Here is a 14,363-nt window from a genome sequence, read left to right as displayed (position 1 = left end):
TGGAATTCCCCGTACAGCACCGAGGGCTGTGCGATAGCGTCCTGACACTGCGGGCACCACACGTGTTCCCCTCTGCACGCGCCGTCATCGCTCGCGTGGGGGCGGCCACGTCGTCAGGCGTCGTTCGGTGCCCGCGGCCATGGCCGGGGGAGGAGCGCAGTGGGACAGTCCGCAGGCCCGAGGTCCGGGATCAGAACACAGCTCAATCGCATCGTGTTGATTCCCGGCATCACCTTCCTCGTGCTGTTCGTCGTGCTCAGCTCGGCGACCCTCGCACAGGCGGTCTCCCTGCGCTCCTCGGTCACCGACGGTCGGGCCGCGGCCGAACTCACCTCCGTGCTCACCGCGCTCCAGCACGAGCGACGCGTGAGCGCCGAGTACCTGGCCGCCCCCGACGCGGAGCGCCGTGGCGAGTGGGCCGCGGCGGCGGGGGAGACCGACACCGCCCTGGAAGGGGTCCGCGAGGTCTGGGACACCCTCGCGGTCGATCCCGACGACCCCGACCCGCGCGCGAGCGCCTTCCGAGAGGCCCTTTCCGCGGTCGAGGCCAGGCGCGCCGCCGACCTCGTCGAACCGGGTGAGGCCACGGAGACCATGCGGGTCTACACGGAGGCCGCGCGACTGGGAGTGCGCCTCTACGAGCACACCGTTGGAGGGTTCGACGACGGTCCCGCCGCGCTCGAAGCCGCCACCACCGGTGACCTGCTCTGGGCCCAGGAGGGCTTCGCCCACGCCGACGCCGTCGTCAGCGGCGCGCTGGCCGAAGGCGAACTGGATCCGCGCCGCCGTGCCGACCTCGCCTCCCTGAACGGGGAGGTCTCCGGACGCCTGGAATCCCTGGCCACCTCCGAGGGCGAGGCCTCCGCCGACATCGCCGGGCTCCTGGACTCCGAGCACTGGGCACGGGCGAGGGAGATCACCGACGCCTTGGCCCACCACGAGGCCACGGTCGGCGTCGACCCCCTCACCGGCGAACAGACGAGTGACCGTTCCGTCCCCGGCGGGCTGGACGACTGGCGTGACGTGGCCGACCGGACCGAAGAGGCCTTGTCCGCCACGGTCGCGGACCGCACGGTCGCCGTGGTCGCGGCCACCGAGTCCTCCAGTTCCTGGATGTTCACCCTGGCCGTGGGCGGCGGCATCATCTCGCTGTTCGCCGGCACCGTCGCCTACGGTGTGGCGTCCCGCTCGGCCGGTCGGCTCACCCACCGTCTGGCCACCCTGCGGGCCCAGTCCCTGGCCATGGCCCGCACCGACCTGCCCAGGATCGTGCGCCGCCTGGAGGCGGGGGAGTCGGTGGACCTGGACACCGAGATGAAACAGCTCGACCACGGCAACGACGAGGTCGGCCAGGTCGCCGACGCGTTCAACACCGCCCAACGCACGGCCGTGGCCGCGGCCGTCAAACAGGCCGACATCCGAGCCGGGGCCAACCGGGTCTTCCTCGGCATCGCCCATCGCAACCAGTCGCTGGTCCAACGCCAACTCCAGCTCCTGGACCGGGTCGAACGCGAGGAGGAGGACCCCGACCTGCTCGAAAGCCTCTTCCAACTCGACCACCTGGCCACCCGCGGCCGCCGGCACGCCGAGAACCTCATCATCCTGGGCGGGGGACGACCGGGTCGACGCTGGCGCCACCCCGTGCCCCTGGTCGACATCCTGCGCGGCGCCATCTCCGAGACCGACGAGTACGCCCGCGTCGAACTCACCTCCGTACCCGACCTGTCCCTGGTGGGATCCGTCGTCGCCGACGTCATCCACCTGCTCGCCGAACTGGTGGAGAACGCCACCGCCTACTCTCCGCCGCACACCGACGTCACCATCGACACCGGCACCGTCCCCAAGGGCGTGGCGATCGAGATCGAGGACCGTGGCCTGGGCATGACGGAGGAAGTGCAGCGCGAGGCCCAGCGGACCCTCACCGACGGCCACGAGTTCGACATGATGACCCCCGGGACCGACGGACGCCTGGGACTGTTCGTGGTGGCCCGTCTGGCGCGCAAGCACGACATCGGGGTGCAGTTGCGCCCCTCGCCCTACGGCGGGACCAGGGCCGTCGTGCTGGTCCCCGGCGACCTGGTGGCCTCCGGCCCCTCGCACGACCTGGTCGGGATCACCACCCTGGGCCGGTCCGGCACGAACGGATCAGAGGGCCCCGAGGCGGAGGCCGACGCCACCGACCTGCTCGCCGCCGAGGCGGGGACCAGGCCCGGACGCCCGATCCTGCGCCCGGTGCCCGATCCACAGGGCACGAACGAACCCCGGGCCGACACCGATCCGGGGACCATCACCGCGCCCGCGCCGCTGCCCCGCCGCGGGCGAGGACGCGGCACCGACGACCGGGTGTCGGAGATCGAACCCGCGCGGGTCGGCGCGGGCCCCGGTCGGGAGGGACTGCCCCGACGCCGTAAACAGGCCAGCCTGGCGCCCCGCCTCCGGGACGGCGCCCCCACCGAGTCCGCATCGGTGGCACAACGCAGCCCGGACCAAGCACGCCGCATGATGAACGCCTTCAGCGCCGGAACCCGGCGCGGTCGGGCCGAGGAGATCGGTGCCGACGGGCTCGGACACGGAAGTGAAGACCAGGTCGGTGCAGCTGCCGACGACCACAGGGGAGAGAACGACTGAGATGGTGGGCAAGAGCAAGGCCGCGGACAACCTGGACTGGCTTCTCGACGATCTGGTCGACCGCGTCGTCGGCGCCGGTCACGCGATCGTGCTATCGGCCGACGGGCTGCTGCTCGGCCGATCCCGAGGCCTCGGAGCCGAGGACGCCGAACACCTGTCGGCCCTGGCCTCGGCCTTCCAGAGCCTGGCACGGGGCACCGGACGGCACTTCGGCGGCGGTGACGTCCGACAGACCGTGGTGGAGATGGAGCACTCCTACCTGTTCGTGACCGCCGCGGGCGAGGGCGCCTGCCTGGCGGTGTTGGCCTCCGAGGACGCCGACGTCGGACTGGTCGCCTACGAGATGAACCTGCGGGTCAAGCGGGTGGGCCAGTTCCTCACCGCCGCGCCCCGCCGCCCCGGACAGCTCACTCCCACGGGAGGTGTCGGATCATGAGCGCCGCGTACGATCGGCGAGGGGCGCGGGGGCGGGAGCCGTTCCACGGACGGGACCGCACCCGGCACTGGGGGAGAGGCCATCCGACCTCCGAAGGACCCGCCCCGGGTGTGCGCACCGGCGACGCGCCCACCGGTCCGTTGGTGCGTCCCTACACCATCACCAAGGGCCGCACCCGCCCGCCCACCGCGGGCGGACGGCTGGACATGATCACCATCGTGATGGTGACGGGCGATCACGAAGGACGCCCCCAGGACCCCGAACGACAGGAGATCCTCGATCTCTGCCGTCGCCCCATCTCGGTCGCGGAGATCTCCGCGCGCCTGGACATCCCCCTGACCGTCGTCAGGATCCTGCTGGGCGACCTGATCGCCCAGGGCGAGGTCCGGACTCGGGCGGCCACGCCCATGACCCAGCTCCCCGAGAAGAAAGTGCTTCAGGCGGTACTCGATGGCATCCGCAGACTCTGAGAACCGGCCGGGCGCCCAAGAGGCGATCCCGCAGGCAGTCAAGATCATCGTCGCCGGAGGGTTCGGCGCCGGAAAGACCACCCTGGTGGGGGCGGTCAGCGAGATCACCCCGCTCAGCACCGAGGAGGTGATGACCGAGGCGGGTTACGGCGTCGACGACCTGTCGGGGGTGGAGGCCAAGTCCACCACCACGGTCGCCCTCGACTTCGGCCGTATCACCATCAACCAGGACATCGTTCTCTACCTCTTCGGCACCCCCGGCCAGGACCGCTTCTGGTTCATGTGGGACGAACTCGCCGAGGGCGCGTTGGGCGCGGTGGTCCTGGCCGACACCCGCAGACTCGACACCTGCTTCCACGCCGTCGACTTCTTCGAACGTCGTCAGGTCCCCTTCGTGGTGGCGGTCAACCGCTTCGACGGCGCCACCGCCTACGAGACCGAGGAGGTGCGGGAGGCCCTGGACATCCCGGCGCATGTACCTGTACTGATGGCGGACGCGCGCGAACGAGGATCGGCGAAGGATGTCCTCGTCCGCTTGGTGACCCACGTCATCGATGGCCGCAGGCCCGCATTGAGCGGCTGACCGGGGCGCCCCCGGGCGACGAGAGGGGGCCGAACCGGTATACGTTCAGGACATACACCCCTGAATGTGGTGTTGAACGCTACAATGTCGCCGCAGCGACCCCTGATTTGTTCATGCGCACCCATCCGCCCTCTCGTCTGAATCCTGGTATGCGAAACTCTGACCGACTTCCCCCACGTGAACTGCCCAAGCGGCGCTCTGGACGTCACCGCAACCCGTTGTCCTTCGACAACTGGTTCGGAACCCCGGCTCTGATCATGGCGGTGCCGGGCACGGCCGAACAGGCCCGGGGGGCCGACGGCGAGTCGATCGGCGCCCGGATGGCCGACCTCGTTCGGGCCTACCGCCCCGAGGTCACCATCCGCTACGGACACATCGAGGGCGATGATCAGACCCTGACCGAGGCCCTCGCCGAGCTGGACGACGGCGATGACCGTCCGCTGGCCGGTGTGGTGGTCCCGCTGGTCACCGCCCCGCACGCGGCCACCAACCACGCGATCGAGGCCGCCGTCTCCGAGGTCGACGCCAACGTCCGGGTGACCGAGGGGCTCGGCCCGCACCCGATGCTCGCCGAGGTCCTCCACCTTCGCCTGGCCGAGGCCGGGTTCGTCCGCGCCGACCGAATGCGACTCATCAGCGTCACCGCCCGCAACACCACGATGGCCGACGGCGTCGTCGTCGGTGCCGTCGGTGGTGAGGGCGCGGTGGGCGCCGCCGGTGTGACCGCGGTCCTGCTCGCCGCCCGCCTGGGCCTGACCGTCCTGCCCGCCGACCTGGAGGACGAGGCCTCGCTCGAACAGGTCATGGGCCAGATGCGCCAGGGCGGCAGCCGCCGCCCGGTCATCGCGCCCAGCGCCCTGGGACCGGAGTTCCCGGCCGAGCGCCTGGCGGATCTCGCGGAGCGCTTCGGCGCCAGACCGAGCGCGCCGATGGGCTCCGACAGCCTGCTCGGCAAGATCGCCGCCCTGCGTTACGCGGAGGTGCTCAACTCCCTGGGCGTGGAGCAGCCGCCGACCGCCGAGGAGCTGCCCGCACCGGTGGGTTCGCGGCACCGTCCCGACGACTGAGGGCGCGACACGCCCATGGCTTGAGGGTTTCAGAACAGGACCGTCCGGGGACCCGGGCGGTCCTGTTCTGTTCTCATCCGCTGTGACCTGGGTGTTCATCCGGGGGTTCCGGTCCACCTAACACGTTTCGGCCCGGTTTTCGCGCCTGCGCGGATAACTGTTTGTGATTATTCGACAACTTACGGCAATGATTTTTCGATAGCCTCGGCAGGACCCAAAGCCGCCGTGGCACCACTCCAGGGAAGCCTCGGCACCCGCACGGGCTGGAGGGGGCCATGCGCAGAAACCACGCGTCCACCAGGACGATCCGCGGGCAACTCACCCGCATCGTCCTGATTCCGAGTCTGTGTTTCCTCGCGCTCTGGTTGATCATCGCCGCCGTCGGCACGGTCCAGGCCGCACAACTCGTGGGCGACATCGGCCAGACGCGCCAGGGCACCCTGACCCTGTCCGAGGCGGCCGAGGAGCTGCGCGCCGAACGTCGTCTGTCGGTCGTGCACCTTGGCGCCCAGGACGCGGGAAGGACCTCCACCGTCCAGGAGGAGCTCGAAGGGCAGCGCGAACGCACCGACGAGGCCCTGGCGAGCGCGATCGACCTGGCCGCGGGCTTCGAGGACCGGGACAAGGAGGTACGTCGCGGCGCCGCCGAGGTCGCCGGGGCCACCGAGGACCTCACCGCGTTGCGCGCGTCGATCGACGACCGGTCCGCAGATCGCCCGAAGGTCCTGGCCGGATACGGCGGCCTCATCGAATCCGTCCAGGCCACCTCCGTCGCACTGGTCCACTCCACCGGGGCGGGGGAGAACCTCGGCGACGCCGTCCTCACTCGCGAACTCCTCAACGCCCACGAGGACTACGCGACCGCCGACGCGCTCCTGGCCGGGGTCATCGCGGCAGGTCGGATGAGCTACGAGGAGACGGCCCACTTCACCTATCTCACCGCCTCCTACCGGGCCACCCTGGACGGCACCGACCACGAGACCATCACCGAAGACGCCGCCTGGACCGAGACCGAAAGGCTCAGCCGGCGCGTGGTCACCCGCCCCCCGGTCGCCGAAGGCGTCGACGGGGTCGACGGGGGACCGTTGAGCGAGTGGAACTCCGCGGTGGAGGTGGGCGCCGCCGAGTGGGACGCCTCCTCTCCCGTCTCCGTCGAGGCCTTGGGCGAGTCGACCCGCGCCCAGACCGCGCGCACCGTCGACCTGGCGTGGAACGCCGCCGTCCTGGAGATCTGGATACATTCGGCCGGAGCCGCCGTCCTCCTCCTCGGTGGCGTGATCGCCATCGCGCTGGTCGGCCGCTCCTCCCGCCGCCTCAGCGAACGTCTCTCCGCGCTGCGCGAGCAGATCATGGAACGGGACGCGGACCTGCCCGACATCGTCGAGCGCGCCCAGCAGGGCCACAAGGTCGACGTCATCGACGAACTGCCGCCCCTGGACGAACAGGGCGACGACGAGGTCGGTCAGGTCGCCGAGGCCTTCGACAGCGCCCAGATCACCGCGGTGGAGGCCGCCGTCCGCCAAGCGGAGATCCGTCGCGGCGCCAACCGCGCCTTCCTCGGCATCGCCTTTCGCAACCAGACCCTCGTCCAGCGCCAACTGCGCCTGCTCGACGAGATCGAGTACAACGAACAGGACCCCCAGGCCCTGCGCCGACTCTTCCGCCTGGACCACCTGGCCACGCGGGCGCGCCGCTACGCCGACAACCTCATCATCCTCGGCGGCGGCCAATCCGCCCGACGCTGGCGTCAGCCCCGCCCCCTGGTGGACGTGCTGCGCGCGGCCATCGCCGAGACCGAGGACTTCGAACGGGTCCGACTCACCTCCGCACCCCGGGTGCTGATGCACGGACAGGCCGTCGCCGACGTCGTCCACCTGCTCGCCGAACTCGTCGAGAACGCCGCCCAGTTCTCCCCGGCGGGCACACCGGTGGACGTCGGCTGCGCCCCGACGGCCGAAGGCTTGCTGGTGGAGATCGAGGACCGGGGCCTGGGCATGTCCGAACAGGGGTACGCCGCCGCCGAGCGGACCCTCACCCAACCCCCGGAGTTCGACGTGATGGCGCTGCCCGACGACCCGCGTCTGGGTCTGTTCGTGGTGGCCCGCCTCGCCGAACGTCACGGCGTCAGGGTCTGGCTCCACCCCTCACCCTACGGGGGCACCCGAGCCACCGCCCTGATCCCCGACGGCCTGCTCGAACCGGTCGACAACCCGCTCACCGTCTCCGGCGCCGTCAACGGCCACCCCGTCCAGAACGGGGTCGGCCACTCCGGGCCGCAGTGGACCGTGGGAGCTTCGGGCCCACAAACCCACCTCGGTCCGTCGGGCCCCCAAGGGATCGCGCCGCTCCCGACCCAGACGCCACCAGGAGGACACCGTGAACGCTGAGGGCCGGCACGCCCACCGTCCGCAACGAGACACCCGTGACCGAACCGGCGCCTCCAAGGGCCGGGCCATCGAAGAGGCCGCGGAGAACGAACGGTTCCTGCGCCCCTACGCCATCGACGCGGGCGCGGCGGAACCGGACATCGTGCCCGGGCATGGACGCGGGCCGGTCGACCTCGACCTGCTCTCCCTGGTCGTGGCCGCCAGAACCCCGGGCCCGGCGGAATGGCTCAGACCCGAACGTGAGGCCATCCTCGCCCACGCCCTGCACGCCCGCACCGTCGCCGAGATCGCGGCCGAGATCCGCCTGCCGGTCGGTCAGGTCCGCGGCATGGTCGCCGCGATGATCGACGAAGGGGCTCTCCAACGCTGCGGTCCCTCGCGACCGCTGGAACGTCAGGACATCCTGCACGCCGTTCTCGTCGGGCTGCGTTCCCTCTAGGACCCCGGGTGTTGCTAGCGTGCGCCCATGCGCAGCACCGAACACATCGGCGTCATCGGAGCGGGGATCGTCGGCCTGGCTCTGGCCCGCCACATCACCCTCCACCGCCCCGGCACCCGTGTCACCGTCCTGGAGAAGGAGGACCGGGTCGCCGCGCACCAGACCGGACACAACAGCGGTGTCGTGCACGCCGGCCTCTACTACCGGCCCGGCTCCCTGAAGGCCACCCTCTGCCGCCGCGGCGTCGGCATGCTTCGCGAGTACTGCGCCGAGCACGACCTGCCCTACCGCGAGGCGGGCAAGCTCCTGGTCGCCGTCGACGCGGCGGATGAGGACCGCCTCGACGACATCGAACGCACGGCGCGCGAGAACGGCGTTCCCGGCGTCACCCGCCTGGGTCCCGACGGTATCCGCGACGTCGAACCCCACGCCGTGGGCCTGGCCGGACTCCACTCGCCCACCACCGCCATCACGGACTTCGTCGCCGTGGCCGAACAGCTCGCCGACGACGTGCGCCGAGGCGGGGGCCGGGTCCTGCTCAACACCCCCGTCCTGGACCTGCGTCAGGACTCCGACGGCGCCGAGGTCCTCACCGGAGACCCCAAGGGCGAGCGGGTCATACACCGCTTCGATCAGGTCGTGCTCTGCGGTGGCCTACAGAGCGATCGACTCGCGCGCATGGCCGGCGCCGACCCCGACCCGCGCGTGGTCCCCTTCCGCGGGCACTACTACGAGATCGTCCCCGAGCGCCGTGACCTGGTCCGAGGCCTGCTGTACCCGGTGCCCGACCCCCGCTACCCCTTCCTCGGGGTACACCTGACCCGCCACGTCCACGGTGAGGTCATGGCCGGCCCCAACGCGATCCTGGCCACCGCCCTGGAGGGATACCGCGCCCGGGACCTGCGCCCACGCGAACTCGGCCATACCCTGACCTGGCCCGGTTTTTGGCGCCTGGCCCGCCGACACTGGACGGTGGGCGCACGGGAGACGGTCGTCTCGGCGTCCCGGGCGGTGTTCGCGGCCCAGGCGCGTCGACTGCTGCCCGAGATCACCACCGCCGACCTGCGTCCCGCCCCCGCGGGGGTGCGGGCCCAGGCACTCGGACGGGACGGCTCCCTGCTGGACGACTTCCACGTGGACACGCGCGGGCGGGTGGTGTGCGTGCGCAACGCGCCCTCACCGGCGGCGACCTCCTCGCTCGCGATCGCCGAGTTCCTCTACGACTCGTACCTGGACGGGCACCGTCCCACCCGGACCTAAGGTGTGTCGGACCGGAGTTATCCACAGGTTCGAGGACACCCTGGTACCGGGCCGCCGCCGCGCCGACCATGGAAAGGGTGGCGCGGGACGGTCCCGTGGCCACCGGTGGAGGCGCAATGTCCCTGACCAGGTGGGCCCCGGCGGCCCTGGCCGTCGTACTCGCGCTCGTGCTCACCGCGGCCACGCCGGCCGCAGGAACCCGAGGAGGACCCTTGGACGGATTCGCCGTCACGCACCTGCCCGAACAGGTCGGGGCGCAGGCCTCGGCCGCCGACTTCACCTACGAATGGGAGGACGTCGCCTTCACCTCACGGGCCTGGGAACAGGCCAAGGAGGGTGGCGGATTCCAGGTGGTGCTCCAGGTCCTGGTGATGCGCGGCGACGAGTTCGTCGACCTGGACGCCGTCCGGTCCTTCCTCACCCGCTACCACGAACGCGACCCCGAAACCTGGGAGCTCACCGACCTGAGCAGGGACGACGGTGCCCCCGCCCTGCACGGTGAGCGGGAGGCCTTCTGGACCCCGGGCGAAGGTGTCGCGGTGGAGGTCCGCGACACCTCGGGGCTGCTGGGCCGGGATGAACTCCTCGCCACCGCCAGGGGAGTGGTCGAGGAGAACCCCGCCTGACGTCCTAGCAACCCTCCAACACCTCGCGCACCGCGGTCTCCTCGTCCGGGTCCATGCTCAGGTCCCACTCGTGCTTGACCTCGATCCACGAGACCACGTAGTCGCAGTGCGAGGACTCCAGCGGGGGCAGCCAGTCCGACGGGTCGGCGTCGCCCTTGGAACGGTTGGTCGAGGCGCTCACGGCCCACAACTGGGTGGTGTCCAGATCGTTGGCGAACCGTCCGCGGTCCTCGGTCGACCACTCGTGGGCGCCCGACCGCCACCCCTCCTTCAAGGCGACCATGTGGTCGATGTCGAGATCCTGCGCGTCGTCGAACGTCTCGCCGTCATAGGCGCTGTACCAACTGCCGGAGGTCGAGCGGCAGTCCTCGTCGATCTCCACGCCCTCGCCGTCGCGCTTCAGCACGGTCTCGCGAGTCGAGCAGCCGTCCTCTTCGCTCCAGTGCGGGAACAGCGACCGGTCGTAGCCGCCCGGGTCGTTCTCCTCCTCGACACGGATCTCCTCGATACGCTCGCGGGCCTGGTCGACATCGGAGGCCGAGACGTCGCCGGGTGCGCCCTGCGGCTCGCTGGGGGACCCTCCGGTTTCGAGGTCGATCACCCCCAGCTGCTGCAACACGATGACGGCGACCACGGCCACGCCGACCAGAGTGCTGACGACGGCCGCCAGTTTGGACTTCGGCTTTCGACCCTTGGGGGAGGACTGCTTCGACATGCGGGAGACTCCAACATCTGTGCACCCCGACCGGCGGGGAGAAGGTCACGACCACTCCAAGCTTGGACCATCGAGGCGCCCCGGAGAACTCGAAGGCGGACTCAACCGAGGAGGTCGAAGGCCAACGAACCCACCAGGAGGAGTGCCACACCGGCGGCAACTGGATGTTCGGCGAGCATCAGGTCCCCTCCGCCTCGGGCCACTGTTCGAGGATCCGAACGAAACCGTCCACCAGCAACGTGTAACTCTCGTCGAGGTTCTCCGGCATCTGGAACCCGCCGTGCGTCTCCAGGTCGATGAACCCGTGCAGAGCACTGCGCAGCGCCCGGATGACGTGCACCAGGCGGTCCTCGGGGATGTCGAACCCCCGCAGGACCGAGGCGATGACCTCGACCGGGCGGGCGAACGCCGCGTAGGTCTCGGCCTCCTCCGGCGGCGGGGCCTCCCGCTGCAACGCGGTGTAACGCCCGGGATGCTCGTGCGCGTAGGTCCGGAACGCCGCGAAGAGCGCGCGTACGGCCGCGCCACGCGAGAGACCGACCGCGGCCGCGCGCAGCCGTTCGGACAGGTCGGACACGGCGGCCAACGCCACCCGGCGGCGCAGTTCGTCCAACCCCGGCACGTGTTTGTAGAGGCTGGGCGTGGCCACGCCCAGGCGCTTGGCCACCGCCGCCAGGGAGAGAGCCCCGTACCCCTGTTGGTCGCACAACCGGGAGGCCTCGGTGACGACCACCTCCGGGGTCAGACCGGCCCTAGGCATCGGCGGCCACCTTCTCGATCAGGTCGACAAGGACCGGGGTGACCACGTCGGGTCGCTGTGCCTGGGCGTAGTGACCGCAGTCGGGCACCATCACCGACCGGCCGCCCACCACCGAGGACACCCATCGAGCCTCGGCTCGCGGGTCCTTCCAGTCGGGGTCCGACTCGCCCATGATGACGACCGCCTCGGCCGCCATCCCCTCCGTCGTGTCGATCGTCTCGTTGCGCGCGTTGATGGTCGCCGCGATCGCCCGGAACCGCTCCTTGGGTCGCAGCATTTGCAGGACCCGCTCCTTCTGTTCGGCGTGGTCCTCGGGGGTGCGTCCGACGTGCAGCCGGTCGTACCAGAGGGTGAGCGCGCGGGGTGCCCACGGTCGGGTGAGCAGGAGCCGCATCATGGCGCGGGTCGCCGGGTCGAGAGCCGGTTGTCGCAGGAACGGGCCGAGCAGGGCGATGCCGGCGACCAGGTCCGGCCGGTCGATGGCGGCGATGGTCACCGCGGCGGCGCCCATGGAGTTGCCGACCATGATCACCCGTTCCCCGCCCAGTTCCTCGGCCAGGGCGATCGCGTCGGTCGAGGCGGCGCGGCTGTCGTGGGCGGTGAAGGTGGTGTCGCTGTCCCCGTGGCCGCGCAGGTCCATGACGGCGACCCGGTACTCGGCGGCGGCCAGGGCTCGGCCCACGAAGCGGAAGGACGCCCGGTGGTCGAACATGCCGGGGACACAGACCACGAGGGCCCCGTCGTGGTCCCCGTCCCCGTCGTACAGGTCGTAGGCGATGCGCCCCTCGGGGCGCTCCAGAAGATGCATGGTCGATTCTCCCTCGCTTTGGCTATTGCTATTACCCTAAAAGCTAATGGCATTAGCTTCGATGGTCAAGGGGTGCCTCGATCGGGTTTCGGGCGGGGCACGATGGGGCGGTCGGGGCGCGGCCCGCTAGCGTGACCCATGACGGAAAACCGGGTGAGGCACCCGGTGAGCCGACCTAGACTGCTAGGCAGATCGGGCCGTGGGCCCGCCTATCCGACAGAGAGCTACACAGTGATCGACATCATCGACGAACTCCAGTGGCGCGGGCTCATCGCGCAGACGACCGACCTTGACGCACTCCGCAAGGCGCTGGCCGATGGTCCGATCACCCTCTATTGCGGTTTCGACCCGACCGCGGGGAGCCTGCACGTCGGCCACCTCACCCAGGCGCTCACCCTGGCCCGCTTCCAGCAGGCCGGCCACCGTCCCATCGCCCTCGTCGGCGGCGGCACCGGCCTCATCGGGGACCCCAAGCCCAATGCCGAGCGACAGATGAACTCCGTGGAGACGGTCCAGGAGTGGGTCGGCAACCTCGCCGGTCAACTGTCGGCCTTCCTGCGCTTCACCCCGGAAGGGGAGCAGGCCGGTCCCACCGACGCGATCCTGGCCAACAACGGCGACTGGCTCGGCGAGATCAACGCCATCGAGTTGCTCCGCGACGTCGGCAAGCACTTCAGCATCAACCAGATGCTGGCCCGAGAGACGGTCAAGAGCCGCCTCGACGGTGAGGGCATGAGCTACACCGAGTTCAGCTACGTGTTGCTCCAGTCCTACGACTACGTGCAGCTCTACCGCCGCTACGGCTGCGTCCTGCAGACCGGTGGTTCCGACCAGTGGGGCAACATCACCGCCGGCCTGGACCTGGTCCGCCGGATCGAGGGCAACGAACCGCACGGGTCCGCGCACGGCCTCACCACGAACCTGCTGACCAAGGCCGACGGCACCAAGTTCGGCAAGACCGAGTCCGGCACCATCTGGCTCGACCCCGAACTCACCTCGCCGTACGCCTTCTACCAGTTCTGGTTCAACGCCGACGACCGCGACGTCGCCCGCTACCTCAAGGTGTTCACCTTCCTGTCCCAGGAGGAGATCGCCGACCTGGAGCGCCAGACGGAGGAGCGTCCCCAGGCCCGCGCCGCCCAGCGCGCCCTCGCCGAGCAGCTCACCACGCTGGTCCATGGTGAGGAGGAGACCCGCAAAGTCAAGGAGGCCAGCCTGGCTCTCTTCGGTCGCGCGGACCTGCGCGAGCTGGACGCGCGCACCCTGGAGTCCGCTCTGTCCGAGGTGCCCAAGGCCGAGGTGGAGGGCCCGGTCACCGACCTGCTCGTCACCGACCTGTTCGCGCAGAGCGGGCTGACCCCGAGCAAGTCCGCGGCCCGCCGCGCGATCCAGGAGGGTGGCGCGTACGTGAACAACGTGAAGGTCACCGACGTCGAGGCCAAGCTGTCCACCGAGGATGTGCTCCAGGACCGCTTCGTCGTCCTGCGCAAGGGCAAGCGCAACGTCGGCGGTGTCGTGCTTCGCGGCTGACGTCGAGCAGCTTGTAGAGGGGCCGATCTCGTGGAGATCGGCCCCTCGCGCGTTCGGGGAAAGCCCGGGTTTGGTCGCGGAGCGAAGAGGGCAAGAAGCCCATGTCTGACAACAGCCGATGTGACGCGTGGGCCTGGTGTGAGGACCGCGCACGTCAGGGGCCTTGAGAAGCCGCCCGAACCGGGGCGATCGAGGCCCGGATCGCCGTAACGGCACCGGATCCGGGTCCTGAGTTGACGTCTGCCCCCGACACCCCTACACTCGAAAGAGTCGCTGCGGGACGGAGAGCGCACGAACCTTCTGGTTCGCGCTCGGCACCGGACCGCGATCACAGACATCCTCTTCAAAGCAGCCTGGTTCGAGCGGTGCTCGGAGCATGTAAACTCGAAGAGTCGCTTCAAAAGCCCAGCGTTCAAACCGACAGGCGAAAACGCAAAGCCGAAAGAAGCACAAACGGGCCTTTACCCCGATCAGGAACACCGAAACCGCCGATTCGACGGGAAACGGAACACCTGATAAAGTAAAGACACAACGAAGAAGCCTTCCACGGAAGAGCAAACGAGAACCGCAAGGTTCCGGAGCTTGTACGGGAAGAGTGATTGTTTCTTGAGAACTCAACAGCGCGTGTTTGATTTTCTTTAAGCCATGTTTGTT

At 70.0% G+C, this 14,363-nt stretch carries 14 protein-coding genes; 10 read left to right on the top strand and 4 right to left on the bottom strand.

Annotated elements, in window-relative coordinates; translation table 11 throughout:
- Positions 1–159: 159 nt before the first annotated feature.
- From ABZ717_RS10705 to ABZ717_RS10665, 9 genes are all read left to right on the top strand, one after another.
- The gene (locus ABZ717_RS10705; RefSeq protein WP_358508131.1) at positions 160–2,628 is read left to right on the top strand and encodes a nitrate- and nitrite sensing domain-containing protein; all 2,469 of its coding nucleotides are present in this window, start codon (positions 160–162) and stop codon (positions 2,626–2,628) included.
- Between the two features lies 1 nt (position 2,629).
- Positions 2,630–3,064 carry a roadblock/LC7 domain-containing protein gene (locus ABZ717_RS10700; protein ID WP_304073430.1) on the top strand — a complete coding sequence of 145 codons (435 nt, stop codon included), beginning with the start codon at positions 2,630–2,632 and terminating at the stop codon, positions 3,062–3,064.
- Positions 3,061–3,534: a DUF742 domain-containing protein gene (locus tag ABZ717_RS10695; protein ID WP_358508129.1), complete on the top strand. Its 474-nt coding sequence runs from the start codon at positions 3,061–3,063 to the stop codon at positions 3,532–3,534. The genes ABZ717_RS10700 and ABZ717_RS10695 overlap by 4 nt, the downstream gene beginning before the upstream one ends.
- Positions 3,515–4,117 carry an ATP/GTP-binding protein gene (locus ABZ717_RS10690; protein WP_358508127.1) on the top strand — a complete coding sequence of 201 codons (603 nt, stop codon included), beginning with the start codon at positions 3,515–3,517 and terminating at the stop codon, positions 4,115–4,117. Before ABZ717_RS10695 ends, ABZ717_RS10690 begins: the two co-directional genes overlap by 20 nt.
- A 149-nt stretch (positions 4,118–4,266) precedes the next feature.
- Positions 4,267–5,184, top strand: coding sequence for a CbiX/SirB N-terminal domain-containing protein (locus ABZ717_RS10685; protein ID WP_358508125.1), 918 nt, complete (start codon positions 4,267–4,269; stop codon positions 5,182–5,184).
- Positions 5,185–5,459: 275 nt separating this feature from the next.
- Positions 5,460–7,571: an ATP-binding protein gene (locus ABZ717_RS10680; RefSeq protein WP_358508123.1), complete on the top strand. Its 2,112-nt coding sequence runs from the start codon at positions 5,460–5,462 to the stop codon at positions 7,569–7,571.
- Positions 7,561–8,010, top strand: a complete 450-nt coding sequence (locus ABZ717_RS10675; RefSeq protein WP_358508121.1) for a DUF742 domain-containing protein — start codon at positions 7,561–7,563, stop codon at positions 8,008–8,010. The genes ABZ717_RS10680 and ABZ717_RS10675 overlap by 11 nt, the downstream gene beginning before the upstream one ends.
- Positions 8,011–8,037: 27 nt before the next feature.
- Positions 8,038–9,270 (top strand): L-2-hydroxyglutarate oxidase, encoded by a 1,233-nt coding sequence (lhgO, locus tag ABZ717_RS10670; protein WP_358508119.1) that lies wholly within the window; start codon positions 8,038–8,040, stop codon positions 9,268–9,270.
- A 116-nt stretch (positions 9,271–9,386) separates the two neighbouring features.
- Positions 9,387–9,896 carry a hypothetical protein gene (locus ABZ717_RS10665; protein ID WP_358508117.1) on the top strand — a complete coding sequence of 170 codons (510 nt, stop codon included), beginning with the start codon at positions 9,387–9,389 and terminating at the stop codon, positions 9,894–9,896.
- A 4-nt stretch (positions 9,897–9,900) separates the two neighbouring features.
- On the opposite strand, the gene ABZ717_RS10660 is transcribed toward ABZ717_RS10665, so the two are convergent.
- The 3 genes from ABZ717_RS10660 to ABZ717_RS10650 all read right to left on the bottom strand — a co-directional run bounded on the left by ABZ717_RS10660 (position 9,901) and on the right by ABZ717_RS10650 (position 12,179).
- Positions 9,901–10,611, bottom strand: coding sequence for an HNH endonuclease family protein (locus ABZ717_RS10660; RefSeq protein WP_358508115.1), 711 nt, complete (start codon positions 10,609–10,611; stop codon positions 9,901–9,903).
- A 178-nt stretch (positions 10,612–10,789) separates the two neighbouring features.
- Positions 10,790–11,371 (bottom strand): TetR/AcrR family transcriptional regulator, encoded by a 582-nt coding sequence (locus tag ABZ717_RS10655; protein ID WP_358508113.1) that lies wholly within the window; start codon positions 11,369–11,371, stop codon positions 10,790–10,792.
- Positions 11,364–12,179 carry an alpha/beta hydrolase gene (locus tag ABZ717_RS10650; RefSeq protein ID WP_358508111.1) on the bottom strand — a complete coding sequence of 272 codons (816 nt, stop codon included), beginning with the start codon at positions 12,177–12,179 and terminating at the stop codon, positions 11,364–11,366. The genes ABZ717_RS10655 and ABZ717_RS10650 overlap by 8 nt, the downstream gene beginning before the upstream one ends.
- Positions 12,180–12,410: 231 nt before the next feature.
- On the opposite strand from ABZ717_RS10650, the gene tyrS reads away from it, so the two are divergent.
- The gene (gene tyrS / locus ABZ717_RS10645) at positions 12,411–13,709 is read left to right on the top strand and encodes a tyrosine--tRNA ligase (protein ID WP_358508109.1); all 1,299 of its coding nucleotides are present in this window, start codon (positions 12,411–12,413) and stop codon (positions 13,707–13,709) included.
- Between the two features lie 255 nt (positions 13,710–13,964).
- Here the strand turns inward: tyrS and ABZ717_RS10640 are convergent.
- Positions 13,965–14,363, bottom strand: a 399-nt coding sequence (locus ABZ717_RS10640; RefSeq protein ID WP_358508107.1) for a hypothetical protein, incomplete at its 5' end; no start/stop codon positions are given.

Source organism: Nocardiopsis sp. NPDC006832, from assembly GCF_040635885.1.
GTDB lineage: Bacteria > Actinomycetota > Actinomycetes > Streptosporangiales > Streptosporangiaceae > Nocardiopsis.
Note: the sequence above shows the minus strand (reverse complement) of the source record. Positions and strands in the feature narration are given on the sequence as shown.